This is a genomic window from Leclercia sp. TB492, assembly GCF_049974505.2.
GTDB lineage: Bacteria > Pseudomonadota > Gammaproteobacteria > Enterobacterales > Enterobacteriaceae > Enterobacter > Enterobacter adecarboxylatus_C.
This window is the reverse complement of record NZ_CM127572.1, coordinates 3,866,622-3,893,195: the sequence shown is the minus strand read 5'-3', so window position 1 is coordinate 3,893,195 and position 26,574 is coordinate 3,866,622. Positions and strand designations below refer to the sequence as shown.

Here is a 26,574-nt window from a genome sequence, read left to right as displayed (position 1 = left end):
TCTTGCTGAGTGGTCAATTAACGGGGGGAGATATGCAGTTCGTCATAGCCGGAAAGCGGGCAGGGCTGGCGGCTGAATGCCAGCTCTTTCAGCTCGCCGATCACTAACTCAAGGGTGGTGCGCACGGTACAGCCCGGCATCATATGGCCTCCGAGCATTCTCCCTTGCGGATCTGAAACGCTGAGGTGCAGATGTTCACCGGTCAGCTCGAGCGTGCCATTGAGGGAGATAATTTCCCAGGTACCGGTTAGCAGGGTGGTGGCCTCCTGTCCGGCATAGCGCAGCGCGACGTCGGTCAGGCTACCGGTACAGCCGGCAATCCAGGCGGCGAGTAGTTGATGCTGTTGCACAAAGGCGTGCAACTGCGAAAACACCTCCTGGCCGGGAAGCAGACGAAGGGCATAAAAGCGGGCTTCTGATGAAGAGGCGTGAAGCATAGTCATAATTTGCAGGACTCCGAGACTCGGACGTGCCGCACATAGTATCGGCGCCGGGGGATGTGCTTTCTGATATAAATCAGGATTTACGCCGCGACAACGAAAAGATCTTGCTACGCTTATTCACGATTCTGGAATATGGAATAAAACCGGCGATAATTGCACGCTAAATGTGACGTGCGTCATATAGCTGGCTTATTGGTCTGGACAGAGATTTCCTTTATTCCATGTTTCGCTTATTCTAGCTGAAGCGTTTCAGTCGATTAAACGTTCGACAAATGACCAATCAGTTGGAGTTTGTGACAGGCGAGGATTCCCCTCAGAGCGTTGCTGGATTACTCTGTCAGCCACCTCGAATCAGGGAAAGCTTTGCAGGAGACTTATGACCGTACGCGTAGCGATTAATGGTTTCGGTCGCATCGGACGCAACGTGGTTCGTGCTTTATATGAATCCGGGCGTCGGGCGGAAATGACCGTGGTGGCCATCAATGAACTGGCGGATGCCGCAGGCATGGCGCATTTATTGAAGTATGACACCAGCCATGGGCGCTTTGCCTGGGACGTTCGTCAGGAGAGAGAGCAGCTGTTCGTTGGTGATGACGTGATTCGTGTGCTGCACGAGCAGACGATCGACGCCTTACCCTGGCGTGAGCTGGGCGTGGATGTGGTGCTCGACTGTACCGGCGTCTACGGCAATCGCGGACATGGCGAAGCCCATCTGGCGGCTGGCGCGAAGAAAGTGCTCTTCTCACATCCCGGCAGTAACGATCTCGATGCCACGGTGGTTTACGGCGTTAACCATCATGAGCTGCAAGCGGAACACCGCATCGTCTCCAATGCCTCCTGCACCACCAACTGTATTATTCCGGTCATCAAACTGCTGGACGATGCCTATGGCATTGAATCGGGCACCGTGACCACGATTCATTCCGCCATGCACGATCAGCAGGTCATTGACGCATACCACCCGGATCTGCGACGCACTCGCGCGGCGAGTCAGTCCATTATCCCGGTGGACACCAAACTGGCGGCCGGTATTACCCGAATTTTCCCCCAGTTTGAAGACCGTTTTGAAGCTATCGCCGTGCGTGTTCCTACCATCAACGTGACGGCGATCGACCTCAGCGTGACCGTGAAAAAACCGGTAAAAGCCTGTGAGGTCAACCTGTTGCTGCAAAAAGCGGCACAGCAAGCATTTCATGGTATAGTTGACTATACGGAATTACCGTTGGTCTCAGTAGATTTTAACCACGATCCGCATAGCGCCATTGTTGATGGCACCCAAACGCGCGTGAGTGGGGCGCATCTGATCAAAACGCTGGTCTGGTGTGATAATGAATGGGGCTTTGCTAACAGGATGCTCGACACCACGTTAGCCATGGCCGCACAAGGTTTCAGGTAAGGCGCGTATTGCGTCTGCAAAACTTTAAGAATCAACGAGAGGATTCACCATGTCTGTAATTAAGATGACCGATCTGGATCTGGCAGGTAAACGCGTTTTCATCCGTGCGGATCTGAACGTACCGGTTAAAGATGGGAAAGTGACCAGCGACGCGCGTATCCGTGCATCTCTGCCAACCATCGAACTGGCACTGAAGCAGGGTGCGAAAGTGATGGTAACCTCCCACCTGGGTCGTCCGACCGAAGGCGAGTACAACGAAGAATTCTCTCTGCTGCCGGTTGTTAATTACCTGAAAGACAAACTGTCCAGCCCGGTACGTCTGGTTAAAGACTACCTGGACGGCGTTGAAGTTGCTGAAGGTGAGCTGGTTGTTCTGGAAAACGTTCGCTTTAACAAAGGCGAGAAGAAGGACGACGAAACCCTGTCCAAAAAATACGCTGCCCTGTGCGACGTGTTCGTAATGGATGCTTTCGGTACTGCTCACCGTGCACAGGCTTCTACTCACGGTATCGGTAAATACGCTGATGTCGCCTGTGCAGGTCCACTGCTGGCTGACGAACTGGAAGCGCTGGGCAAAGCCCTGAAAGAACCAGCTCGTCCAATGGTGGCTATCGTTGGCGGTTCTAAAGTGTCTACCAAACTGACCGTTCTGGACTCTCTGTCCAAAATCGCTGACCAGCTGATCGTCGGTGGCGGTATCGCCAACACCTTCGTTGCCGCTCAGGGCCACAACGTAGGTAAATCCCTGTACGAAGCAGACCTGGTTGACGAAGCAAAACGCCTGCTGACTACCTGTGATATCCCTGTTCCGACTGACGTTCGCGTAGCGACTGAGTTCTCTGAAACCGCAACCGCTGAACTGAAATCCGTCTCTGACATCAAAAATGAAGAGCAGATTCTGGACCTGGGCGACGCCTCTGCAGAGAAACTGGCTGAAATCCTGAAGAATGCGAAAACCATTCTGTGGAACGGCCCGGTTGGCGTGTTTGAATTCCCGAACTTCCGTAAAGGTACTGAAATCGTGGCTAACGCGATTGCAGACAGCGAAGCATTCTCCATTGCTGGCGGCGGTGATACCCTGGCAGCAATCGATCTGTTCGGTATTTCCGACAAGATCTCCTACATCTCCACTGGCGGCGGCGCATTCCTCGAATTCGTGGAAGGCAAAGTTCTACCAGCAGTAGCCATGCTCGAAGAGCGCGCTAAGAAGTAAGCCATTTTAGGGCAGGGGAACCTGCCCAATTTTCAGCGCGCTTTTAAGAGCACGCCCCTTTCCAAGGCCGAAGATACAGGACTCGCAACATGTCTAAAATTTTTGATTTCGTAAAACCTGGCGTGATCACTGGTGATGACGTTCAGAAGGTGTTCCAGGTAGCAAAAGAAAACAACTTTGCTCTGCCAGCTGTTAACTGCGTCGGTACCGACTCAATCAACGCCGTACTGGAAGCCGCAGCAAAAGTTAAAGCACCGGTAATCGTTCAGTTCTCCAACGGCGGCGCTGCGTTTATCGCAGGTAAAGGCGTGAAAACTGACGTTCCTCAGGGCGCGGCAATCCTGGGCGCAATCTCTGGCGCACATCACGTACACCAGATGGCTGAACACTACGGTGTTCCGGTTATCCTGCACACCGACCACTGCGCGAAGAAACTGCTGCCGTGGATCGACGGTCTGCTGGACGCGGGTGAAAAACATTTCGCAGCAACCGGTAAACCACTGTTCTCTTCTCACATGATCGACCTGTCTGAAGAGTCTCTGGAAGAGAACATCGAGATCTGCTCCAAATACCTGGCGCGCATGGCCAAAATGGACATGACTCTGGAAATCGAACTGGGTTGCACCGGTGGCGAAGAAGACGGCGTGGACAACAGCCACATGGACGCTTCTGCCCTGTACACTCAGCCAGAAGACGTTGATTACGCTTACACCGAGCTGAGCAAAATCAGCCCGCGTTTCACCATCGCTGCCTCCTTCGGTAACGTACACGGCGTGTACAAACCAGGCAACGTGGTGCTGACCCCAACCATTCTGCGTGATTCTCAGGAATACGTTTCTAAGAAACACAACCTGCCGCACAACAGCCTGAACTTCGTCTTCCACGGCGGTTCCGGTTCTTCTGCTCAGGAAATCAAAGACTCCGTAAGCTACGGTGTTATCAAAATGAACATCGATACCGACACCCAATGGGCAACCTGGGACGGTATCCTGCAGTACTACAAAACCAACGAAGCTTACCTGCAGGGCCAGCTGGGCAACCCGAAAGGCGAAGACCAGCCGAACAAGAAATACTACGATCCGCGCGTGTGGCTGCGTTCAGCCCAGTCCTCTATGGTGACGCGTCTGGAGCAGGCATTCAAAGAGCTGAACGCGGTTGACGTTCTGTAATTTGTGCTGCTAAAAGCCTCAGAAAGCCCGCGTTAATCGCGGGCTTTTTTTATGCTTTTTCAACTGGCTACAGGCACTATTTATGTGATCTGTTTGGCAAAACTCCCCGCTTTTGTTTACCCTTTACTAACTTGCCTGCCTCGATGGGGGATGCATTTTTATGGTCTGGCTTAGATAAGGAATATTGAATGGAAGATCTCGGTGTTGTAGATAGCATCAATAACGCGGGCTCCTGGCTGGTGCGTAACCAGGCATTGTTGTTGAGTTACGCCGTTAACATTGTGGCGGCCATCGCCATTATCGTCGTCGGTATGATCGTGGCGCGCATCATCTCTAATGCGGTTAACCGCGTGATGCGGGCGCGTCATATTGATGCCACGGTGGCGGATTTCCTCTCCGCCCTGGTACGCTACGGCGTTATCGCGTTTACGCTGATTGCGGCGCTTGGCCGGGTCGGGGTACAAACTGCGTCGGTTATCGCTGTACTGGGTGCCGCCGGTCTGGCCATTGGTCTGGCGCTGCAGGGGTCGCTGTCGAACCTGGCGGCCGGGGTACTGCTGGTGACCTTCCGTCCGTTCCGCTCCGGTGAGTATGTCGATCTGGGCGGCGTGGCCGGTACCGTGCTGCAGGTGCAGATCTTCTCTACTACCCTGCGTACCATCGATGGCCGCATCGTGGTGATCCCGAACGGTAAGATCATCGCCAACAACATTATCAACTTCTCCCGTGAGCCGGTGCGTCGTAACGAGTTTATTATCGGGGTGGCCTATGACTCTGATATCGATAAGGTAAAGCAGTTGCTCACCAACATTATCGAGTCTGACGATCGGATTCTGAAGGATCGTGACATGATTGTCCGTCTGAACGAATTGGGCGCTTCATCGATCAACTTTGTGGTGCGCGTCTGGAGCAACAGCAGCGATTTGCAGAATGTCTACTGGGACGTACTGGAGCGCATCAAGCGTGACTTCGATGCCAACGGTATTAGCTTCCCGTATCCGCAGATGGACGTGAACTTTAAGCGCGTGAAAGAATCAGAGGAATAACCGCTTCTCAACGACCCGGCAGGCGCAACGCTGCCGGGTTCTAATTAGCTTAGCTAATTGCCAATTAATATTATCCATTTCCTCTAATTATCCTGCCGCAGTATAGTCTGCCTTCAAGACAGCTTTCTGAGATTAATTTCCATGTTCTCTTTTTATATTCAAGGCCTTATGATTGGCGCGGCAATGATCCTGCCCCTCGGCCCGCAAAATGCGTTCGTCATGAATCAGGGGATTCGTCGCCAGTATCATCTGATGATTGCGCTGCTCTGCGCGATGAGCGATATGCTCCTGATCTGCGCCGGGATTTTCGGCGGCAGCGCGCTGCTGATGCAATCCCCCTGGCTGCTGGCGCTGGTCACCTGGGGCGGCGTCGCGTTTCTGCTGTGGTACGGCTTTGGTGCCCTGAAAACGGCAATGGGCAGCAATATTGAGCTGGCCAGTGCCGAAGTGATGAAGCAGGGGCGCTGGAAGATTATCGTTACCATGCTGGCGGTAACCTGGCTCAATCCGCACGTCTATCTGGATACCTTCGTGGTGCTGGGTAGCCTGGGAGGACAGCTGGATGCCGAACCGAGGCGCTGGTTTGCGCTGGGTACCGTGAGCGCCTCTTTCCTGTGGTTCTTTGGCCTGGCGCTGCTCGCCGCCTGGCTGGCTCCCCGCCTGCGCACCGCCAAAGCCCAGCGGATTATCAACGGCCTGGTCGGCGTAGTGATGTGGTTTATCGCTTTCCAGCTGGCGAAAGAGGGGATTCATCACATTCGTGAACTATTCTACTAAGCGTTGTCTTATGGACATTCGACCAGCAGCCGCTAAGCTTGCTGGCATGCGCCCTGCTACATGGGCACTCTTCGCAACATGGAGGAATAAAAGTGAAGTTGAATGTAATCGCCCTGGCGGCATTAATGGGTTTAGGCGCAACATCCGTTCAGGCCAGTGAGCTGCCTGACAGTCCGCACATTGTCACCTCCGGCACCGCAAGCGTGGATGCGGCACCGGATATCGCGACCTTAGCCATCGAGGTGAACGTGGCGGCAAAAGATGCGGCCACTGCCAAGAAACAGGCCGACGATCGCGTTGCGCAATATCTCTCTTTCCTGGAGCAGAACGGCGTTGCTAAAAAAGATATCAACTCTGCCAACCTGCGTACCCAGCCGGATTATGACTATAAGGATGGCAAAAGCATCCTGAAAGGTTACCGCGCGGTGCGTAGCGTGGAAGTCACGTTGCGTCAGCTTGATAAGCTCAACTCCCTGCTGGATGGCGCGCTGAAAGCGGGTCTGAACGAAATCCGTTCTGTCTCCCTGGGCGTTTCGCAACCTGAGAAGTATAAAGATGAAGCGCGTAAAGCGGCGATCGATGATGCGGTGCGTCAGGCGCAGCAGCTGGCTTCTGGCTTTAACAGCAAGCTGGGTCCGGTTTACAGCGTGCGTTACCACGTCTCTAACTATCAGCCGAGCCCGATGGTGCGCATGATGAAAGCGGAAGCGGCACCGGTCTCCGCGCAGGATACTTACGAACAGCCAACGATTCAGTTTGACGATCAGGTTGACGTGGTGTTCCAGCTGGAGCCAGCGCAGGGTCAGCAGCAGAATGAGCAGGCTCAGCAGAACCAGCCGGTACAGCAGAATCAGCAACAGGATACGGCGACCAAAGCACCGTAAGTTTTGTTTGTCAGCACCGATAACAGGCCGGGTCAGCGTGAATGCGACCCGGCTTTTTTATTAATCCTGGCGCAGGACTTTATGTCCATGAGCCAGCAGCGCATCGGTGACGTTGCGCATCATCCGGCTTTCCGGCGCAAAGCGATGCCAGTAGAGCATACGGCGCTGGTGTAAGCCCGGCGTCAGGTCGATCAGCTCGCCGCTGTTCAGCTCTTTCTCGATCTGCAGATGCGGGATCATGCAGCAGGTGGTGCCCTGACGTGCCAGCTGCACGAAGGCTTCGGAGGAGTTAACGATATGGCAGGGTACGCTACCGGGCGGCAGGTCGAAGTTCTGCTGTAAAAACGCCTGATGCATATCATCCAGATGGTCAAAGGCCACGGCAGGCGCTTTCAGCAGTGCCGCGCGGGTGACGCCGTTCGGGAAGTAACGCTCGGCAAAGGCTTTCGAGCCGACGAAAAGATAATCCAGCGCCCCCAGCTGATCCACCAGACAGCTAGGCAGCGCCTGAGGCTGGATACTGACTGCGCCCACCACTTCACCGCGGCGCAGACGCTCCTGGGTACGGGTTTCATCTTCTACCTGTAAATTCAGACGGATAGGCGAATCGGCCAGCACCGGGGCGAGGGCAGGGAGGAGCCAGGTTGCCAGGCTGTCGGCGTTGACCGCCAGAGAGAGCAGCAGCGGCGTGGAGCCGGTCTGTTCATCCCCCAGCCACTCATCTTCCAGCAGCTCAACCTGCCGCAGCAGCGCCAGCAGCTTTTGCCCCTGTTCGGTTGGACGCGGCGGCACGGTACGAACCAGCAGCGGCTGCCCGAACATGTTCTCAAGCTGTTTGATTCGTTGTGAAACCGCGGATTGGGTAATGCACAGCTTTTGGGCTGCGCGTTCGAATCCGCGTTCACGAATAACGGCATCAAGCGCCTGTAATGTTCTGTAGTCCGGACGTTTCATTGCTCTGGCTGACTCCCAAAAAATTCAATACTTCGCACTATGACATAAATTTATGTTTGATACAGACGAAATTGGTGACCTCGCAGATCACATGCCACAGGCGAATGCTCTATAATGCGCGTCACGCAAAATCACCACGGGCAAGAGATCATGACGCAGGATGAACTGAAAAAAGCAGTAGGATGGGCCGCTCTCCAGTATGTACAGCCGGGTACCATTGTCGGCGTGGGCACAGGGTCAACGGCAGCACACTTTATTGATGCGCTGGGCACGATGAAAGGCCAGATCGAGGGCGCAGTGTCGAGCTCCGATGCATCCACGGAAAAGCTGAAAAGTCTGGGGATCACCGTTTTCGATCTGAACGAAGTTGACCGTCTGGGAATTTATGTCGACGGCGCGGATGAGATCAACGGCCATATGCAGATGATCAAGGGCGGTGGCGCGGCGCTGACGCGCGAGAAAATCATCGCCTCCGTGGCGGATAAGTTTATCTGTATCGCCGATGCCTCCAAGCAGGTGGATATTCTCGGCAACTTCCCGCTGCCGGTTGAAGTGATCCCGATGGCGCGCAGCGCGGTTGCCCGTGAGCTGGTGAAACTGGGTGGCCGCCCGGAATACCGCCAGGGCGTAGTGACGGACAACGGTAACGTGATTCTGGATGTTCATGGTCTGGAGATCCTCGACGCCGTGGCGCTGGAGAATGCCATCAACGGCCTGCCGGGCGTGGTAACTGTAGGGTTATTCGCCAACCGTGGCGCGGATGTCGCCCTGATCGGCACCGCCGATGGCGTTAAAACCATCGTGAAATGATCTGACGGGGGGAGCCTCCCCCCGCTAACTTTTTTTGCAAAAGCGATATTCGGTGACTTGTGTCACATTTCTAACCCTCTTCTGACGATCCTGCCGCTTTCTTAATGCTCTGCAGCATTATTCACTGCCAATTGACGCTGTATGACATTTCTTCAGAGTGCCGACGCAAACGTTCATATTGCTGCAATAGTTTTTTTTGATATGTTGGCTGGAGCGGATTTCAATCCAGCACAACAACAGTTCAGACAATCAGACAGGGTCGGGGAAATGGCAAAGGTATCACTGGAGAAAGACAAGATTAAATTTCTGCTGGTCGAAGGGGTGCATCAGAAAGCACTGGATAACCTTCGTGCGGCAGGTTACACCAACATCGAATTTCACAAAGGCGCGCTGGATACCGAACAGCTAAAAGAGTCGATCCGTGATGCCCACTTCATTGGCCTGCGATCCCGTACCCACCTGACCGAAGATGTGATTGCCGCAGCAGAAAAACTGGTCGCGATTGGCTGCTTCTGTATCGGTACCAACCAGGTTGATCTCAATGCTGCCGCGAAGCGCGGTATTCCGGTGTTCAACGCGCCATTCTCCAATACCCGTTCCGTGGCGGAGCTGGTGATTGGGGAACTCCTGCTGCTGCTGCGTGGCATCCCTGAAGCTAACGCCAAGGCCCACCGTGGGATCTGGAATAAACTGGCATCCGGCTCTTTTGAGGCGCGTGGTAAAAAACTGGGCATTATTGGTTACGGCCACATCGGCACGCAGCTGGGCATTCTGGCGGAATCGCTGGGGATGCACGTCTTTTTCTACGACATCGAAAGCAAGCTGCCGCTGGGTAACGCTACCCAGGTTCAACATCTCTCCGACCTGCTCAACATGAGCGACGTGGTGAGCCTGCACGTGCCGGAAAATGCCTCCACCAGGAACATGATGGGTGCGGAAGAGCTGGCGCTGATGAAGCCGGGCTCGCTGCTGATCAACGCCGCGCGCGGTACGGTAGTGGATATCCCTGCGCTGTGCGAAGCCCTGAAAAGCAAACATCTGGCAGGGGCGGCCATTGACGTCTTCCCGACCGAGCCGGCGACCAACAGCGATCCGTTCAACTCGCCGCTGTGTGAGTTCGACAACGTGATCCTGACTCCGCACATCGGCGGCTCCACTCAGGAAGCGCAGGAAAATATCGGTCTCGAAGTGGCCGGTAAGCTGAGCAAATATTCCGACAACGGTTCAACACTTTCTGCGGTCAACTTCCCGGAAGTGTCTCTGCCGCTGCACGGTGGACGTCGTCTGCTGCACATCCACGAAAACCGTCCGGGCGTGCTGACGGCCATTAACCAGATCTTCGCTGAGCAGGGCGTGAACATCGCCGCACAGTATCTGCAAACTAACGCGCAGATGGGTTATGTGGTTATCGATATCGAAGCGGATGAAGATGTTGCCGAGAAAGCGCTGCAGGGAATGAAGGCCATCCCAGGCACCATTCGCGCGCGTCTGCTTTACTGATCCTGCGGTTTGTGGTGTCGGGTGGCGCTTGCGCTTACCCGACCTACAAAGTCCGAGGGTTTATGTAGGCCGGGTAAGGCGTAGCCGCCACCCGGCTTTTTCACCATTCCCAAAGCTTCGACGGCGTCACCACCGCCGGCAGCGGAATATCCCATTTCTCCACCGGTAGCTTTTCAACGCCCTGACAATCATGCGCGTAGCCTACGGGCTGTAAGCCATGCTGCTGCCAGTTCTGCAGCGTGCGATCGTAAAAACCGCCGCCCATCCCCAGACGTTGACCACTCTCATCAAAGGCCACCAGCGGCGTCACCAGCACGTCCAGCTGCTCAAGCGGCAGCACGTCGCGCACGTCCAGCTTCGGTTCGGTGATTTTCAGACGATTCACCACCAGCTCGCTGTGAGGATGGTAGTGCAGGAACAGCAGGTTCCCGGGACTGAAGGGGTGGAGTACCGGCAGATAGACCTTTTTCCCTGTGCGCCAGAGTTCATCGATCAGCGGTTGGGTATCAAGTTCGCCATCAAAAGAGAGGAACAGGGCAACGGTATGCGCCATTACGACGGGCGGATAAGCCATCATGCGGGCCGCGGCTTGCTGGGCGAAATGGGCTTGCTGTTGAGGCGTTAAGGCTCTGCGTTGCTGACGGATAAACTGACGAATGTGTTGGCGTGAGGCAGGGACTTCAGGAAGTTGCGTCATGGTAGTCGCTGGGTAGAAAGGTGAGGGAATCTCCGAGATGCCGCCGCAGGCTGTAACCCTTGAACCCTTGGTTCAAGGTGAATGTGTCGTCATAGTTTTAAGGCTTCTCGGACGAACCGAGCATGCTCACCAACCATGGAGCGCCACATTCTTGTGGTATGAAATATCGGCTCAGGGGACTGGCCCGCATGCGAACATCTCAGAGAAATTTTTCCTTCAGGGTCACTCTACCATAGTAGACCACGAAGTGTTATTCAAAGTTTTGCCCCGGTCTGTCTGTTATGCGACCCTGATCAAGCAATGCCTGTTCAATGGTCTGCTGGAGCATTTTAATACGTTGTTCCATGCTCGCCGCGTAATCGCGGGTCTTCGCTTTTTCCTGAGTCAGTTCATAACTGATGTTCAACGCGGCGATGAAGACCAGCTGCTCAGTATTTGTGACTCTAGTGCGTTCTTTTAAATCTTGCAACCGCTGATTCAAATCATCCGCAGCCTGATTCAAAGCATCCCTTTGTTCAGGCGGACAATTCACTCGCAGCGAACGGCCAAAAATTTGGATATCGACGGGTTGTGCAGACATGCCACCTTCCTGCTGTTTGACTGCGCTGCCTTCACATCCGCTTCCGGGGGCTGCGAAGGGGCGACACTATAGCTACCCTGGCGCGTAGAAACAAGCCCTATTCTGGTTCACCAGGGTCCAAAGTGGTAGCATATCATGAATATTCCTCCCATTGATGATGAATGCTCATGTCTATACAGAACGAAATGCCTGGTTACAACGAAGTCAGCCAGTTACTGAACCAGCAGGGCGTGGGTTTAACCCCGGCTGAAATGCACGGTCTGATCAGCGGGATGCTGTGTGGTGGAAACAACGACAGCTCATGGCTGCCGCTGGTTCACGACCTGACGAACGAGGGTCTGGCGTTCGGTCACGATCTCGCTCAGGCGTTGCGCAATATGCATGGCGCAACCAGCGATGCGCTGGAGGATGATGGCTTCCTTTTTCAGCTTTATCTGCCTGATGGCGACGACGTCAGCGTGTTCGATCGCGCCGATGCGCTGGCAGGCTGGGTCAACCACTACCTGTTAGGTCTGGGCGTAACGCAGCCTAAGCTGGAAAAAGTGACGGGCGAGGCGGGAGAAGCTATCGACGATCTGCGTAACATCGCTCAGCTGGGCTACGATGAAGACGAAGACCAGGAAGAGCTGGAGATGTCACTCGAAGAGATCATTGAGTATGTGCGCGTGGCGTCTCTGCTCTGCCACGATACCTTTACGCGCGCAAAACCGACCGCGCCGGAAGTGCGCAAACCAACCTTACATTAATAAAAATTCCAGGAGGGTGTCATGACTCAGCAAGAGTATCTTCGCCGCCGTCAGGCATTGCTGGCCACTATGCAGCCGGGCAGCGCCGCATTGATTTTTGCCGCACCGGAAGCCACGCGCAGCAACGATAGCGAATATCCGTACCGCCAGAGCAGCGATTTCTGGTACTTCACCGGCTTCAACGAGCCGGAGTCGGTGCTGGTGCTGATTAAAAGTCACGATACCCACAACCACAGCGTGCTGTTTAACCGCGTTCGCGATCTCACCGCCGAGATCTGGTTTGGCCGCCGTCTGGGCCAGCAGGCCGCGCCGGAAAAGCTGGGCGTGGATCGCGCTCTGGCGTTCAGCGAAATCAACGATCAGCTCTACCAGTTGCTCAATGGTCTGGATACGGTCTACCACGCGCAGGGTGAATACGCGTATGCCGATGAGATTGTCTTTGCCGCGCTGGATAAGCTACGCAAAGGCTCCCGGCAAAACCTGAAAGCGCCCGCAACCCTCACCGACTGGCGTCCTGCCGTCCACGAGCTGCGCCTGTTTAAATCGGATGAAGAGCTGGATGTCATGCGTAAAGCGGGGGAGATCAGCGCCCTGGCCCATACCCGGGCGATGCAAAAATGTCGTCCAGGGATGTTCGAATATCAGCTGGAAGGCGAAATTCAGCATGAATTTACCCGCCACGGCGCGCGCTTCCCGGCCTACAACACCATCGTCGGCGGGGGTGAAAACGGCTGCATCCTGCATTACACCGAAAACGAGTCTGAACTGCGGGATGGCGATCTGGTGCTGATTGACGCCGGTTGCGAATTTAAAGGCTATGCCGGGGATATCACCCGCACCTTCCCGGTGAACGGCAAATTCACCCCGGCGCAACGCGCCATCTACGACATCGTCCTGCATTCGCTGGACACCGCGCTGATGCTGTTCCGCCCCGGCACCTCCATCCAGGAGGTTACCGGCGAGGTGGTGCGCATTATGGTTAGCGGGCTGGTGGATCTGGGGATTCTTAACGGCGACGTCGATCAGCTGATCGCGGAGAACGCGCACCGTCCCTTCTTTATGCATGGCCTGAGCCACTGGCTGGGGCTGGACGTGCACGACGTGGGCGTCTACGGCCCGGAACGTTCGCGTGTGCTCGAGCCGGGAATGGTGCTGACCGTTGAACCGGGGCTCTATATCGCCCCGGATGCCGATGTGCCCGCCGAGTATCGCGGGATCGGCATCCGTATCGAAGATGATATCGTGATCACCAAATCCGGTAACGAAAACCTGACGGCTTCGGTGGTAAAAAACGCCGACGAGATCGAAGCCCTGATGGCGGCAGCGCGCCCATGAGCATCATCATCGTTGGCGGAGGCATGACGGGCGCCACCCTGGCGCTGGCGATCTCCACCCTGACCCAGGGCAAGCTTCCGGTCCACCTGGTTGAGGCCGTGGCGCCGCAGTCGAGTGGTCATCCGGGGTTCGATGGCCGCGCCATCGCCCTGGCTGCGGGCACCTGCCAGCAGCTGGCCCGCAGCGGTATCTGGCAGGCGATAGCCGATTGCGCCACCGCTATCGAAACCGTTCATGTCAGCGATCGGGGACACGCCGGGTTTGTCACCCTCGAAGCGCAGGACTATCGCATTGATGCGCTGGGGCAGGTCGTCGAGCTGCACGACGTGGGTCTGCGCCTGTTCCGCCTGTTGCAGGATGCTCCCGGCGTGACGCTGCATTGCCCGGCGCGCGTGGAGCACTTTACCCGCAGCGAAACCTCGGTCAGCGTTACGCTGGATGACGGCAGTAAGCTCGAGGGACAACTGCTGGTGGCGGCCGACGGCTCACGTTCGGCGCTTGGCCAGCAGTGCGGGATCCAGTGGCAGCAGCAGCCTTACCATCAGCTGGCGGTGATCGCCAACGTTGCTACCGCCGAGCCGCACCGTGGCCGCGCTTTTGAACGTTTTACTCAGCATGGCCCGCTGGCCATGTTACCGATGTCGCAGGGGCGCAGCTCGCTGGTCTGGTGTCATCCGCTGGAAAAGGCGGAGGAGGTGCAGGGCTGGTCTGACGAACGCTTCTGCGTCGAGCTGCAAAAAGCCTTTGGCTGGCGACTTGGGCGCATCACCCATGCCGGGAAGCGTTCGGTCTATCCGCTGGCATTAACCACGGCGTCGCAGTCTGTCTCCCATCGCGTCGCGCTGGTGGGCAATGCGGCCCAGACGTTACACCCCATTGCCGGACAGGGCTTTAATCTCGGGCTGCGGGACGTGATGAGCCTTGCCGAAACGCTGGCGCAGGCCTTTGCCCAACAGCAGGATTGCGGCGCGTATTCGGTGCTGGGCCAGTATCAGAAACGACGTCAGGCAGATAAAGAGGCCACCATCGGTGTGACCGACGGGCTGGTACATCTGTTTGCCAATCGCTGGGCGCCGCTGGTTGCAGGGCGTAACCTGGGGTTGATGGCGATGGAATTATTCATTCCGGCACGTGATGTGCTGGCGCAGAGGACTCTCGGTTGGGTCGCTCGCTAAGGAGTAAACAAAGTGCAGAATGTTGATGTTGCCATTGTCGGTGGCGGAATGGTAGGACTGGCGCTGGCCTGCGGTTTGCAGGGCAGCGGTCTGCGCGTGGCGGTACTGGAGCAGAAACAACCTGAGCCTGTCGCTTCCGATGCGCCGCCAGAACTCCGGGTCTCTGCGATTAATGCCGCCAGTGAAAAGCTGCTGACCCGCATCGGCGTCTGGTCAGAAATTGTCGCCCAGCGTGCGAGCTGCTACCACGGGATGGAAGTGTGGGATAAAGACAGCTTCGGGCATATCGCTTTTGATGATGAGAGCATGGGCTACAGCCATCTCGGCCATATCATCGAAAATGCGGTGATTCACCATGCGCTGTGGCAGAAAGCGCAGCAGTGTAGCGACGTCACGCTGATTGCCCCCGCGCAGCTGCAGCAGGTGGCCTGGGGCGAAAACGACGCCTTTATCACCCTGCAAAGCGGCGACATGCTGACCGCGCGCCTGGTGGTGGGGGCCGATGGGGCGAACTCCTGGTTGCGCAACAAAGCCGACATTCCGCTGACGTACTGGGACTACCGCCATCATGCGCTGGTCGCCACCATCCGCACTGCGGAGCCGCATCAGGCCGTGGCCCGACAGATTTTCCATAACGATGGCATCCTCGCCTTCCTGCCTCTCAGCGATCCGCATCTCTGCTCGATTGTCTGGTCGCTTTCCCCCGAGAAGGCCCAGCAGATGCAGGAGGCGTCCGCCGACGAGTTCAATCAGGCCCTGTGCGTGGCCTTTGATAACCGGCTGGGGCTCTGCACCGTCGAAAGCGAGCGTCAGGTATTCCCGTTAACCGGTCGCTATGCGCGCCAGTTTGCGGCGCATCGTCTGGCGCTGGTGGGCGACGCGGCGCACACCATTCATCCGCTGGCCGGGCAGGGAGTGAATCTGGGCTTTATGGACGCTGCCGAGCTGGTGAATGAATTGCGTCGTCTGCATCGTGACGGCAAAGATATCGGGCAGCATCTTTATCTGCGCCGATACGAACGCAGCCGTAAGCACAGTGCCGCCATGATGCTGGCGGGCATGCAGGGGTTCCGCGAACTCTTTGCCGGTGCCAACCCGGCGAAAAAACTGCTGCGCGATCTCGGCCTGAAGCTGGCTGATACCCTCCCGGGCGTCAAACCGCAACTCCTGCGTCAGGCGATGGGGCTTAACGATCTCCCGGACTGGCTCCGTTAAAATACACTGCATCCTTCAAGCTGCCTCTGCGTTGGCTGCGTCTGCTCACCCCAGTCACTTACTTGTGTAAGCTCCTGGGGACTCTCAGACTTGCCGCCTTGATGCAACTTGAATGACTTTGTGTATTGACCCCCGTCACACTTTATTCTGTCGGCCTGTGGGTCGGCAGAATTCCCTCGTTTGAAATAATCTAATTTCACCGACTTTTTCGCATTAGATTAACTAATCTGGCTGTTTTTATGTTACGGAAATTTCGCGCATTTTTCCGCAGTAAATATCAGCCTGTGCTAAATCCCATCTTATCTACTTTGCTTTTGTGCGGAACGATTCGCATTTTTATAGTGAATAACTCTGTACGCTTTGCTGGCATTTTTGACCATAAGCTAATGTGATGGCCCATTGTGCCTTATGGTTAACCACCGTTTTCGGTGGTAAGTTCAGGTAAAAGAGAACGTTTGCGTCGGCGTCCGGGAGCGATGCCGATGCCGGGTTTTATGGTGGATTTTTCAGCATAAAACGCAAGACAGCCCAGCTTATTCAACGAGGAAAAGATGGCTCAACAGACGCCTTTATACGAACAACACACCTTATGCGGTGCGCGCATGGTCGATTTCCACGGCTGGATGATGCCGCTGCATTATGGTTCGCAGATTGATGAGCATCATGCAGTGCGCACCGATGCCGGTATGTTCGACGTCTCGCATATGACCATTGTCGATCTGCACGGCAGCCGCACCCGGGAGTTTTTGCGTTATCTGCTGGCAAACGACGTGGCGAAACTCACGAAGCCCGGCAAAGCGCTCTATTCCGGCATGCTGAATGCCTCTGGCGGCGTGATTGACGACCTGATTGTGTATTACCTCACCGAAGATTTCTTCCGCCTCGTTGTTAACTCCGCCACCCGTGAAAAAGACCTCGCCTGGATCACCCAGCACGCTGAACCTTACGCCATCGACATCACCGTGCGTGATGACCTGTCGCTGATTGCGGTGCAGGGGCCGAACGCGCAGGCGAAAGCCGCATCTCTGTTCACTGATGAGCAGCGTCAGGCCACCGACGGCATGAAGCCGTTCTTTGGCGTGCAGGCGGGCGATCTGTTTGTCGCCACCACCGGCTATACCGGTGAAGCGGGCTATGAAATTGCGATGCCAAACGAAAAAGCGGCCGATTTCTGGCGTGCGCTGGTGGAAGCGGGCGTTAAGCCGGCAGGTCTGGGCGCGCGCGATACGCTGCGTCTGGAAGCCGGGATGAATTTGTACGGCCAGGAGATGGACGAAGGCGTCTCTCCGCTGGCAGCCAACATGGGCTGGACCATTGCGTGGGAACCGGCCGATCGCGACTTTATCGGTCGTGAAGTGCTGGAACAGCAGCGTGAGAAGGGCACCGAACAGCTGGTTGGCCTGGTCATGACCGAGAAGGGCGTGCTGCGCGGCGAGCTGCCGGTGCGTTTCACCGATGCCAATGGCAACCACTGCGAAGGCATTATCACCAGCGGCACCTTCTCCCCGACGCTGGGTTACAGTATTGCTCTGGCACGCGTGCCGGCGGGTATTGGCGAGACTGCCGTGGTGCAGATCCGCAACCGCGAAATGCCGGTCCGCGTGACCAAACCGATTTTTGTTCGCGCCGGTAAGCCGGTCGCCTAATTATTTTTATCAGGAGAAATTCAATGAGCAATGTGCCAGCAGAACTGAAATACAGCAAAGAACACGAGTGGCTGCGCAAAGAAGCCGACGGCACTTACACCGTCGGGATCACCGAACATGCTCAGGAGCTGTTAGGTGACATGGTCTTCGTGGATCTGCCGGAAGTGGGCGCGACCGTCACCGCGGGCGACGACTGCGCCGTGGCCGAGTCGGTAAAAGCGGCTTCTGATATCTATGCGCCAGTGGGCGGCGAAATCGTGGCGGTTAACGACGCCCTGAGCGACTCCCCGGAGCTGGTTAACAGCGAGCCATACGGCGAAGGCTGGATCTTCAAAATTAAAGCCAGCGACGAAGCGGAAGTTGCCGCTCTGCTGGATGCTACTGCGTACGAAGCCTTACTGGAAGACGAGTAAACCTTTCCCTCTCCCCTATGGGGAGAGGAGAGTCAACGTAGGCCCGGTAAGCGTTAGCACCACCGGGCAACAGAGTTACAAACAACTACGATTCACTGCACGTTTCAGGAACCATCGCTCATGACACAGACTTTAAGCCAGCTTGAAAACCGTGGCGCCTTCATTGAACGTCACATTGGGCCGGATGCTCAACAACAGCAGGAGATGCTGAAGACGGTTGGCGCGGATTCGCTCAACGCACTGATCGGCCAGATCGTGCCAAAGGATATTCAGCTCGCCACCCCGCCGCAGGTGGGTGAATCGACCACTGAATACGCTGCGCTGGCGGAACTGAAAGGCATTGCCAGCCTTAACAAGCGCTTTAAGTCTTACATTGGCATGGGCTACACCAACGTGCAGTTGCCGCCGGTTATTCTGCGCAACATGCTGGAAAACCCGGGCTGGTATACCGCCTATACCCCATATCAGCCGGAAGTGTCTCAGGGCCGTCTGGAAGCGCTGCTCAATTTCCAGCAGGTCACCCTGGATCTGACCGGTCTGGACATCGCCTCGGCATCGCTGCTGGATGAAGCCACCGCCGCCGCAGAAGCGATGGCAATGGCAAAACGCGTCAGCAAACTGAAGGGCGCAAACCGCTTCTTCGTTGCCGCCGACGTTCACCCGCAAACCCTCGACGTGGTGCGTACCCGTGCTGAGACCTTTGGTTTTGAGGTGATTGTTGATGACGCTGACAAAGTGCTGGATCACCAGGATGTGTTCGGCGTGCTGCTGCAGCAGGTGGGCACCAGCGGTGAGGTCCATGACTACGGCACCCTGATTACCGAACTGAAAGCGCGCAAAATCGTCGTCAGCGTGGCGGCCGATTTTATGGCGCTGGTGCTGTTAACCGCCCCGGGCAAACAGGGCGCAGACATCGTCTTTGGCTCTGCGCAGCGCTTCGGCGTGCCGATGGGCTACGGCGGCCCACACGCGGCCTTCTTCGCCGCGAAAGATGAATTCAAACGCTCCATGCCAGGCCGTATTATCGGCGTATCAAAAGATGCCGCCGGTAACACCGCCCTGCGCATGGCGATGCAGACTCGCGAGCAGCACATTCGTCGCGAGAAAGCGAACTCCAACATCTGTACCTCGCAGGTGCTGCTGGCCAACATTGCCAGCCTGTATGCCGTCTTCCACGGCCCGGTGGGCCTGAAGCGTATCGCCAGCCGTATTCATCGTCTGGCCGATATCCTGGCCTGCGGCCTGCAGCAGAAAGGTCAAAAACTGCGCCACGCGCACTTCTTCGATACCCTGTGTGTCGAAGTGGCCGACAAAGCGGCGGTGCTGGCGCGCGCCGAAGCCGCAGAGATTAACCTGCGCAGCGACATCCTCAATGCGGTGAGCATTACCCTGGATGAGACCACTACTCGTGAAGATATTCAGATCCTGTTCAACGTCCTGCTGGGTGACGACCACGGCCTGAATGTGGATACTCTCGACAAAGAGGTGGCGCATGACAGCCGCTCTATCCAGGCGACCATGCTGCGCGACGACGCGATCCTCGCCCATCCGGTGTTTAACCGCTACCACAGCGAAACCGAGATGATGCGCTACATGCACTCCCTGGAGCGCAAGGATCTGGCGCTGAATCAGGCGATGATCCCGCTGGGCTCCTGCACCATGAAGCTGAACGCCGCCGCCGAGATGATCCCGATCACCTGGCCGGAATTCGCCGAGCTGCACCCGTTCTGCCCGGCAGATCAGGCGGAAGGCTACCATATGATGATTAACCAGCTTTCCGACTGGCTGGTAAAACTGACCGGCTACGACGCCCTCTGCATTCAGCCGAACTCCGGCGCCCAGGGGGAGTACGCGGGTCTGCTGGCAATCCGTCACTATCACGAGAGCCGCAACGAAGGTCATCGTGATATCTGCCTGATCCCAAGCTCTGCCCACGGTACCAACCCGGCCTCTGCCCAGATGGCGGGGATGGAAGTGGTGGTTGTCGCCTGTGATAAGAACGGCAACATCGATCTGGCTGACCTGCGTGCCAAAGCAGAACAGACCAGCGATAAGCTCTCCTGCATCATGGTGACCTATCCGTCCACCCACGGGGTATACGAAGAGACCATCCGTGAAGTGTGCGAGATCGTGCACCAGCACGGCGGCCAGGTTTACCTCGATGGCGCCAACATGAACGCCCAGGTAGGGATCACCACGCCAGGCTTTATCGGCGCGGACGTGTCGCACCTGAACCTGCACAAAACCTTCTGCATTCCGCACGGCGGTGGCGGCCCGGGTATGGGTCCGATTGGCGTGAAAGCGCACCTGGCCCCGTTCGTACCGGGTCACAGCGTGGTGCAGATCGAAGGCATGCTGACCCGTCAGGGCGCGGTCTCTGCGGCACCGTTCGGCAGCGCCTCCATTCTGCCAATCAGCTGGATGTATATCCGCATGATGGGCGCGGAAGGGCTGAAGCAGGCCAGCCAGGTAGCGATCCTGAATGCCAACTACATCGCGACGCGTCTGAAGTCTGCCTTCCCGGTGCTCTACACCGGTCGCGATGGCCGCGTGGCGCACGAATGTATTCTGGATATTCGTCCGCTGAAGGAACAGACCGGTATCAGCGAGCTGGACATTGCCAAGCGTCTGATCGACTACGGCTTCCATGCCCCAACCATGTCGTTCCCGGTCGCGGGCACGCTGATGGTTGAGCCAACCGAATCCGAAAGCAAAGCCGAACTGGACCGCTTTATCGACGCGATGCTGGCGATCCGCATGGAGATCGATCGCGTTCAGGATGGCGAATGGACGCTGGAAGATAACCCGCTGGTCAACGCCCCGCACACCCAGCACGAGATGGTGGCGGAGTGGAATCACGCTTACTCCCGCGAGCTGGCGGTCTTCCCGGCAGGCGTTGCCAACAAGTACTGGCCGACCGTGAAGCGTCTTGATGACGTCTACGGCGACCGTAACCTGTTCTGCTCCTGCGTGCCAATGAGCGAATACCAGTAACCTTTCTGCCATACTGTAGGCCGGGTAAGCGCAAGCGCCACCCGGCTTTTTTTGTTTCTGGAGAGTCTTATGGCAATTGCACTTGTAACCGGCGCCAGCCGCGGAATTGGCAAAGCTACGGCGCTGCAGCTGGCGAGCGAAGGCTATACCGTGGCGGTGAACTATCACCACAACATCAAAGCCGCCACCGACGTGATCGCGCAGATTGTGAAAGAGGGCGGCCGGGCCTTTGCCCTACGTGCGGACATCAGCGATGAAGCGCAGGTCATGGCGATGTTTGACAGCCTCGATCGTGAAGGCGAGCCCCTCACCGCGCTGGTTAACAACGCCGGCATTCTGTTTGAGCAGAGCACCATCGAAAATCTCTCTGCCGAACGTATTAACCGCGTGCTGGCCACCAACGTGACCGGGTATTTCCTCTGCTGCCGTGAGGCGGTGAAACGCATGGCGCTAAAGCATGGCGGGAAAGGCGGGGCGATTGTGAACGTCTCGTCCGCGGCCTCACGACTCGGCGCGCCGGGGGAGTATGTGGATTACGCGGCATCGAAAGGGGCCGTGGACTCCCTCACTACCGGGCTAGCGCTGGAGGTGGCGGCACAGGGCATTCGGGTTAACTGCGTCCGTCCGGGGCTGATTTATACCGAAATTCACGCTTCCGGCGGGGAGCCAGGACGTGTGGATCGGGTGAAGTCGATGCTGCCGATGCAGCGCGGCGGCCAGCCTGAAGAGGTGGCGCAGGCGATTGTCTGGCTGCTGAGCGAGAAGGCGTCGTACGTGACGGGCAGCTTTATTGAGTTAGCGGGCGGGAAGTAAATCCCACCCGCATCATTTGTAGGCCGGGTAAGGCGAAGCCGCCACCCGGCGTTACAGAATTAAAGTTCCTCGCCGTTGCTGGCGATCACCGCTTTGTACCACTCAAAGCTCTTCTTACGCGAACGGGACATGTCGCCGGTGCCGTCGTCGTGCTTGTTCACGTAGATAAAGCCGTAGCGTTTGCTGTACTGGCCGGTGGTGAAGGACACGCAGTCGATGCAGCCCCACGGGGTGTAGCCCATCAGATCCACGCCATCATGGGTCACGGCTTTTATCATCTCTTCGACGTGGGCGCGCAGGTAGTCGATACGATAGTCATCGTTGATGCTGCCGTCCTCTTCCACTTTGTCGTAAGCGCCGAAGCCGTTTTCCACGATAAACAGCGGCTTCTGATAGCGCTCATACAGCTCGCACAGGGCGTAGCGCAGACCCACCGGGTCGATCTGCCAACCCCAGTCCGAGGCTTTCACGTGCGGGTTCGGAACGCTGCCTTCGAAGCCGGAGATTGCATCGCCGGTGCCGCCTTCCGCTTTCACCGCGTTGGTCATGTAGTAGCTGAAGCCCAGATAGTCGCAGGTGCCTTCACGCAGGATCTGCTCATCGCCCGCTTCCATATTGATGGTAAAACCGCGACGCTCCCACTCGTTCAGGACGTAAGACGGGTAGTAGCCACGCAGCTGCACGTCGGTAAAGACATAGCGTTCACGCATCGATTCCTGAGCAAACATCACGTCTTCTGGCTTGCAGGAGAACGGATAGAGCGCCACCATCGCCAGCATGCAGCCGACTTTCATTTCCGGGTTGATACGGCGGGCGGCTTTCACCGCCAGGGCGCTGGCCACGAACTGGTGATGCAGCACCTGGTACATGGTCTCTTCCGGGTTCTGATGCTCGGTATAGACCACGCCGGAGCAGCAGTAGCCGAACAGCGGGGCGCGCCAGTTACGCTGGTTGTTGATCTCGTTGAAGGTCATCCAGTATTTGACCTTGCTCTTGTAGCGCTCAAACACCACTTCAGCGAAATTAACGAAGAAGTCCACCACCTTACGGTTGGTCCAGCCGCCGTACTCCTGCACCAGGTGCAGCGGCATTTCGAAGTGGGAGAGGGTGATCACCGGCTCGATGTTGTACTTCAGCAGCTCATCGAACATGTCGTCGTAGAACTTCAGCCCCTCTTCGTTCGGCTGGGTTTCGTCACCTTTCGGAAAGATACGGGTCCAGGCAATGGAGGTGCGGAAGCATTTGAAACCCATCTCGGCAAACAGCTTGATGTCTTCTTTATAGTGACCATGGAAGTCGATGGCTTCATGGTTCGGGTAGTATTTGCCCTCAACCACTTCCTGGGTGATCTCACGCGGTACGCCGTGTGCGCCACCGGTCAGCACGTCACAAATGCTTGGGCCTTTGCCGCCTTTGTTCCAGCCGCCTTCAACCTGATGCGCCGCGACCGCGCCGCCCCATAAAAAGTCTTTTGGTAAAGTGAGTTTTTTCATCTTTGCTAATCTCATTTATTGTCTTATTTTGAGTCTAACAAAGGGGAATAAAAAGTCACGATATAACAATTTGCAGAAATTGTAATTTGTCACTTCTAAAAAACAGGGTGTTTTATTCTGTTAATTTCTTCGCCAGTTTGCGTCCCAGTGATTCAAGAATATAAATCACCGGGATTTGCGTCGTAATATCGTAGACGCCTGCGATACGCGTTTGGGGTACATGCCAGGAGAGATTAAAGTCCGCCAGTTTCGCCAGCCGCGAATGTTCGTGGCTGGTGATCGACAGAACCTTGCAGTGATGCAGGCTGAACTGGCTGGCGAAGCGCAGGATCTCTTCGGTTTCGCCCGAGACCGAGAGGACAATCGCCAGGGCGTTTTTCGCCATATCGTTGGTGACCGGGAAATAAGGATCGTCGATATGGTTGCTGAATTTACCAATATTGGAAAAGAACCGCGCACCGTATTTTGCCAGCGAGCCAGAAGTGCCTGCGCCGACAAATATAATACGCTCCGACGATAAGATAATATCCACGGCGTTATTTAAAAGCGTATCAAATTCATCGTTGTTTACGCTTTTGAAAAAACTGATAATCTCACTGGCACCAAAATTGGCCTGCTGCGGTTCGTTTTGTTCGAGATATAATTTAAACCGCACGCGGAATTCAGAATAGCCATCGCAATTGAGTTTGCGGCAAAAGCGCAGCACGGTGGTGGTGGAAACCCCTGCCGCATCCGCCAGTTCGCGGATGGTCATGTACATCACCCGATCGCGGTTTTTAATGACGGTGTTGTAGACCATCATCTCCAGATTATTGAGACTGGCAATGGCGGAATGGGAGAACATGCTCACAGTGGCTAAACTCACTCATCAACTTCATCTTCAGGGAATAATAACATGCAGCCAAACGACATTACTTTTTTTCAGCGCTTTCAGGATGACATTCTGGCCGGACGTAAGACCATCACCATCCGTGATGAGAGCGAGGCGCACTTTAAAGCGGGTGATGTTCTGCGCGTGGGGCGTTACGAAGACGACGGCTACTTTTGTACCATTGAGGTAACGAATACCTCGACCGTGACGCTGGAAACGCTGACCGAAAAACATGCTCAGCAAGAGAACATGACCCTGGGAGAACTTAAGCGGGTCATCGCGGAGATCTATCCGAATCAGACTCAGTTTTATGTCATTGATTTTAAATGTCTTTGATTTTTAACCTGAACAGGTGTTAGCTGAAAATATCACTCAAATATATGATTATATTAAATAAATGTTTATATGATATTTATTTTAGCTAACAGGTGTTCACTGGAATCATTCTCAGTTAGCATAGTCAGCGATGCAGTATTCACTTATGTTTTCCCGGAGTTCTCTATGGTTAGCAAGCCATTAACCGCACAGGGATATTCGCTGGCTGAGGAAATAGCCAACAGTATTAGTCACGGGGTCGGTCTGGTGTTTGGCATCGTCGGGCTGGTATTGCTGCTGGTCCAGGCCGTCGACACCAACGCCAGCGCGCTGGCGATCACCAGTTACAGCCTGTATGGCGGAAGCATGATTCTGCTGTTCCTGGCCTCCACCCTTTACCATGCCATTCCGCATCAGCGGGCCAAGATCTGGCTGAAAAAATTCGACCACTGCGCCATCTATCTGCTGATTGCCGGGACCTATACGCCGTTTTTGCTGGTGGGGCTGAATTCGCCGCTGGCGCGCGGACTAATGATCGTTATCTGGAGCCTGGCGCTGCTGGGGATCCTGTTTAAGCTGACCATTGCGCACCGTTTTAAGGTGCTGTCGCTGGTGACCTATCTGACGATGGGCTGGCTGTCGCTAATTGTGGTCTATCAGCTGGCGGTAAAACTGTCGGCGGGCGGGGTGACGTTGCTGGCGGTGGGCGGAATTGTCTATTCGCTGGGGGTGATTTTTTACGTCTGCAAGCGCATTCCCTATAACCACGCGATATGGCACGGTTTTGTGCTGGGCGGCAGCGTGTGCCATTTCCTGGCGATTTATTTGTATGTAGGGCAGGTTTAATTAAGATTGTTTTTGCCCGGCGGCGCTACGCTTGCACGGGCCTACGGGTTTCGTAGGCCGGGTAAGGCGAAGCCGCCACCCGGCACTAACACCATCACTCTTCCAGCGAATACGGCAGCGGCTCGATGCTCAGGGTATTCACATCTTCGCGCACGCGGAACACGCTGTCGGGCTCCATGTCATTGTTCATGACGGCCTGCACCAGCAGACGACCATCATCGAGCTGAACGGCGGCGAGCACGGTGCCGGTCCGGCGCCAGTTCTCACCCATTTTCAGCTCCAGATCTTCACCGGCTTCCGGTACACGGCTGGCCTGGCCCGCCAGATACCACAGCGCGCGTTTGTTGGCGCCGCGGAACTTCGCCCGGGCCACCATCTCCTGGCCGGTATAGCAGCCTTTTTTAAAGCTGATCCCGCCGAGTGCCTGCAGGTTGGTCGCCTGAGGAATAAACTGCCCGCTGTTGGCGGCATCGATTACCGGGATGCCCGCTTCAATGTTCAGCGCCAGCCACTGCTGGCTGTTATTCAGCTGGGCTTCGCCACGCAGGGCCTGGGTCACGCGCTCTGCGGTAGCAACATCGGTTACCAGCAGGAAGCGTTCCGCCGGGTGTTCAAACCACAGCAGCGAGGTGGCTCCGTCGTGAGTCACCTGTTTTTCGGCATCCGGCAGTTCGCTGAACAGATTTTTCAACGCCGCGCGCGCCTGGAACCCGGCTACGCCCAGCAGCACCAGCTCGTCATCGGCAGCGATGGTCACTTTTGAGAACACCGCATACTTTTTCAGCTCCGCGAGCTGCGCGTCGCGCAGGCTGCGGCGTTCGATCAGGGCAAACCCGTCCTGACGGCGGAAGAGGCGCAGGTTGCTCCACATCTTGCCTTTTGGATCGCAGTGCGCGGCCAGCAGGTGTTGGTGTTCGGTCATCTGACTGACATCAGCGGTCACCTGGCCCTGCAGGTACTTTTCGCTGTCCAGGCCGACGAGGGTTGCCAGCGCCCAGTCATCAAGGGTCATAAGCGTCAGCGGCAGACGCGCAGAGGCGACAGGCTGGCGCGGGGAGAAAGGTGTAAATGCCATAGTGAGGTCCTGAATTGCATAACGCTTTGTTAATGCCTAATGGTAAAAGAGACTGTAGCCAATGCAAGCGGTTTCAACAGGCTATTCGTGCCCTCGCGCTGTTCTGCGTAGCACGACGCAAAACGGATGAACACGCTTTTTTGTTGTGGTTTTTTCTGGAAGAGTGCG

The 26,574-nt window shown here is 56.2% G+C and carries 25 protein-coding genes and 1 other RNA gene; 18 read left to right on the top strand and 8 right to left on the bottom strand.

Annotated elements, in window-relative coordinates; translation table 11 throughout:
• Nucleotides 1–17: 17 nt before the first annotated feature.
• Nucleotides 18–443 carry a PPC domain-containing DNA-binding protein gene (locus tag ACP4QI_RS18390; RefSeq protein ID WP_285111951.1) on the bottom strand — a complete coding sequence of 142 codons (426 nt, stop codon included), beginning with the start codon at nucleotides 441–443 and terminating at the stop codon, nucleotides 18–20.
• 376 nt (nucleotides 444–819) lie between these two features.
• Between ACP4QI_RS18390 and epd the strand changes: the two genes are divergently transcribed.
• The 6 genes from epd to ACP4QI_RS18360 all read left to right on the top strand — a co-directional run bounded on the left by epd (nucleotide 820) and on the right by ACP4QI_RS18360 (nucleotide 6,928).
• A complete protein-coding gene (epd, locus tag ACP4QI_RS18385; protein ID WP_142487028.1) occupies nucleotides 820–1,839 on the top strand; it encodes an erythrose-4-phosphate dehydrogenase in 1,020 nt (339 codons plus the stop codon).
• 49 nt (nucleotides 1,840–1,888) lie between these two features.
• A complete protein-coding gene (gene pgk, locus ACP4QI_RS18380; RefSeq protein WP_285128509.1) occupies nucleotides 1,889–3,052 on the top strand; it encodes a phosphoglycerate kinase in 1,164 nt (387 codons plus the stop codon).
• A gap of 89 nt (nucleotides 3,053–3,141) precedes the next feature.
• Nucleotides 3,142–4,221: a class II fructose-bisphosphate aldolase gene (gene fbaA / locus ACP4QI_RS18375; RefSeq protein WP_142487027.1), complete on the top strand. Its 1,080-nt coding sequence runs from the start codon at nucleotides 3,142–3,144 to the stop codon at nucleotides 4,219–4,221.
• A 188-nt stretch (nucleotides 4,222–4,409) separates the two neighbouring features.
• Nucleotides 4,410–5,267, top strand: coding sequence for a small-conductance mechanosensitive channel MscS (locus ACP4QI_RS18370; protein ID WP_142487026.1), 858 nt, complete (start codon nucleotides 4,410–4,412; stop codon nucleotides 5,265–5,267).
• A 141-nt stretch (nucleotides 5,268–5,408) separates the two neighbouring features.
• Nucleotides 5,409–6,044 carry an arginine exporter ArgO gene (gene argO, locus ACP4QI_RS18365; protein WP_142487025.1) on the top strand — a complete coding sequence of 212 codons (636 nt, stop codon included), beginning with the start codon at nucleotides 5,409–5,411 and terminating at the stop codon, nucleotides 6,042–6,044.
• Nucleotides 6,045–6,136: 92 nt separating this feature from the next.
• Nucleotides 6,137–6,928, top strand: a complete 792-nt coding sequence (locus ACP4QI_RS18360) for an oxidative stress defense protein (RefSeq protein ID WP_426495710.1) — start codon at nucleotides 6,137–6,139, stop codon at nucleotides 6,926–6,928.
• A 60-nt stretch (nucleotides 6,929–6,988) separates the two neighbouring features.
• On the opposite strand, the gene argP is transcribed toward ACP4QI_RS18360, so the two are convergent.
• Nucleotides 6,989–7,882 carry a DNA-binding transcriptional regulator ArgP gene (argP, locus tag ACP4QI_RS18355; protein ID WP_106994367.1) on the bottom strand — a complete coding sequence of 298 codons (894 nt, stop codon included), beginning with the start codon at nucleotides 7,880–7,882 and terminating at the stop codon, nucleotides 6,989–6,991.
• A 150-nt stretch (nucleotides 7,883–8,032) separates the two neighbouring features.
• Between argP and rpiA the strand changes: the two genes are divergently transcribed.
• On the top strand, nucleotides 8,033–8,692 hold the full coding sequence (gene rpiA, locus ACP4QI_RS18350; RefSeq protein WP_032613951.1) for a ribose-5-phosphate isomerase RpiA: 660 nt from the start codon (nucleotides 8,033–8,035) through the stop codon (nucleotides 8,690–8,692).
• 267 nt (nucleotides 8,693–8,959) lie between these two features.
• Nucleotides 8,960–10,192 (top strand): phosphoglycerate dehydrogenase, encoded by a 1,233-nt coding sequence (gene serA, locus ACP4QI_RS18345; RefSeq protein ID WP_156264589.1) that lies wholly within the window; start codon nucleotides 8,960–8,962, stop codon nucleotides 10,190–10,192.
• A gap of 100 nt (nucleotides 10,193–10,292) precedes the next feature.
• Here the strand turns inward: serA and ACP4QI_RS18340 are convergent, their stop codons facing one another.
• The 3 genes from ACP4QI_RS18340 to zapA form a co-directional block, all read right to left on the bottom strand.
• A complete protein-coding gene (locus ACP4QI_RS18340) occupies nucleotides 10,293–10,889 on the bottom strand; it encodes a 5-formyltetrahydrofolate cyclo-ligase (RefSeq protein WP_142487023.1) in 597 nt (198 codons plus the stop codon).
• A gap of 25 nt (nucleotides 10,890–10,914) precedes the next feature.
• Nucleotides 10,915–11,098: non-coding RNA, 6S RNA (gene ssrS, locus ACP4QI_RS18335), on the bottom strand.
• A 41-nt stretch (nucleotides 11,099–11,139) separates the two neighbouring features.
• Nucleotides 11,140–11,469 carry a cell division protein ZapA gene (gene zapA / locus ACP4QI_RS18330; RefSeq protein WP_142487022.1) on the bottom strand — a complete coding sequence of 110 codons (330 nt, stop codon included), beginning with the start codon at nucleotides 11,467–11,469 and terminating at the stop codon, nucleotides 11,140–11,142.
• A 167-nt stretch (nucleotides 11,470–11,636) separates the two neighbouring features.
• Between zapA and ACP4QI_RS18325 the strand changes: the two genes are divergently transcribed.
• From ACP4QI_RS18325 to ACP4QI_RS18290, 8 genes are all read left to right on the top strand, one after another.
• Nucleotides 11,637–12,215 carry a YecA/YgfB family protein gene (locus tag ACP4QI_RS18325; RefSeq protein WP_156264587.1) on the top strand — a complete coding sequence of 193 codons (579 nt, stop codon included), beginning with the start codon at nucleotides 11,637–11,639 and terminating at the stop codon, nucleotides 12,213–12,215.
• Nucleotides 12,216–12,236: 21 nt separating this feature from the next.
• Entirely contained in the window at nucleotides 12,237–13,550 is a 1,314-nt protein-coding gene (gene pepP / locus ACP4QI_RS18320; RefSeq protein ID WP_142487020.1) for a Xaa-Pro aminopeptidase, read from the top strand.
• Nucleotides 13,547–14,725, top strand: a complete 1,179-nt coding sequence (gene ubiH / locus ACP4QI_RS18315) for a 2-octaprenyl-6-methoxyphenyl hydroxylase (protein WP_285128506.1) — start codon at nucleotides 13,547–13,549, stop codon at nucleotides 14,723–14,725. The genes pepP and ubiH overlap by 4 nt, the downstream gene beginning before the upstream one ends.
• A 12-nt stretch (nucleotides 14,726–14,737) precedes the next feature.
• Nucleotides 14,738–15,940 carry an FAD-dependent 2-octaprenylphenol hydroxylase gene (ubiI, locus tag ACP4QI_RS18310; RefSeq protein ID WP_142487018.1) on the top strand — a complete coding sequence of 401 codons (1,203 nt, stop codon included), beginning with the start codon at nucleotides 14,738–14,740 and terminating at the stop codon, nucleotides 15,938–15,940.
• Nucleotides 15,941–16,491: 551 nt separating this feature from the next.
• Nucleotides 16,492–17,586 carry a glycine cleavage system aminomethyltransferase GcvT gene (gene gcvT, locus ACP4QI_RS18305; protein WP_142487017.1) on the top strand — a complete coding sequence of 365 codons (1,095 nt, stop codon included), beginning with the start codon at nucleotides 16,492–16,494 and terminating at the stop codon, nucleotides 17,584–17,586.
• A 23-nt stretch (nucleotides 17,587–17,609) separates the two neighbouring features.
• A complete protein-coding gene (gene gcvH / locus ACP4QI_RS18300; protein ID WP_039029826.1) occupies nucleotides 17,610–17,999 on the top strand; it encodes a glycine cleavage system protein GcvH in 390 nt (129 codons plus the stop codon).
• Between the two features lie 120 nt (nucleotides 18,000–18,119).
• A complete protein-coding gene (gene gcvP / locus ACP4QI_RS18295; protein WP_426495709.1) occupies nucleotides 18,120–20,993 on the top strand; it encodes an aminomethyl-transferring glycine dehydrogenase in 2,874 nt (957 codons plus the stop codon).
• A 69-nt stretch (nucleotides 20,994–21,062) separates the two neighbouring features.
• The gene (locus ACP4QI_RS18290; protein WP_142487015.1) at nucleotides 21,063–21,806 is read left to right on the top strand and encodes an SDR family oxidoreductase; all 744 of its coding nucleotides are present in this window, start codon (nucleotides 21,063–21,065) and stop codon (nucleotides 21,804–21,806) included.
• Between the two features lie 59 nt (nucleotides 21,807–21,865).
• Here the strand turns inward: ACP4QI_RS18290 and ACP4QI_RS18285 are convergent, their stop codons facing one another.
• Entirely contained in the window at nucleotides 21,866–23,299 is a 1,434-nt protein-coding gene (locus ACP4QI_RS18285; protein ID WP_142487014.1) for a 6-phospho-beta-glucosidase, read from the bottom strand.
• A gap of 112 nt (nucleotides 23,300–23,411) precedes the next feature.
• Nucleotides 23,412–24,143: a MurR/RpiR family transcriptional regulator gene (locus ACP4QI_RS18280; RefSeq protein WP_142490021.1), complete on the bottom strand. Its 732-nt coding sequence runs from the start codon at nucleotides 24,141–24,143 to the stop codon at nucleotides 23,412–23,414.
• A gap of 51 nt (nucleotides 24,144–24,194) precedes the next feature.
• Between ACP4QI_RS18280 and yqfB the strand changes: the two genes are divergently transcribed.
• Both yqfB and trhA read left to right on the top strand, forming a co-directional pair.
• Nucleotides 24,195–24,506 (top strand): N(4)-acetylcytidine aminohydrolase, encoded by a 312-nt coding sequence (yqfB, locus tag ACP4QI_RS18275; RefSeq protein ID WP_156264583.1) that lies wholly within the window; start codon nucleotides 24,195–24,197, stop codon nucleotides 24,504–24,506.
• Between the two features lie 165 nt (nucleotides 24,507–24,671).
• Nucleotides 24,672–25,331 (top strand): PAQR family membrane homeostasis protein TrhA, encoded by a 660-nt coding sequence (gene trhA, locus ACP4QI_RS18270; RefSeq protein ID WP_142487012.1) that lies wholly within the window; start codon nucleotides 24,672–24,674, stop codon nucleotides 25,329–25,331.
• Nucleotides 25,332–25,425: 94 nt separating this feature from the next.
• Here trhA and ygfZ read toward each other — a convergent pair whose 3' ends face one another.
• Nucleotides 25,426–26,406: a tRNA-modifying protein YgfZ gene (gene ygfZ, locus ACP4QI_RS18265; RefSeq protein WP_142487011.1), complete on the bottom strand. Its 981-nt coding sequence runs from the start codon at nucleotides 26,404–26,406 to the stop codon at nucleotides 25,426–25,428.
• Nucleotides 26,407–26,574: the final 168 nt, after the last annotated feature.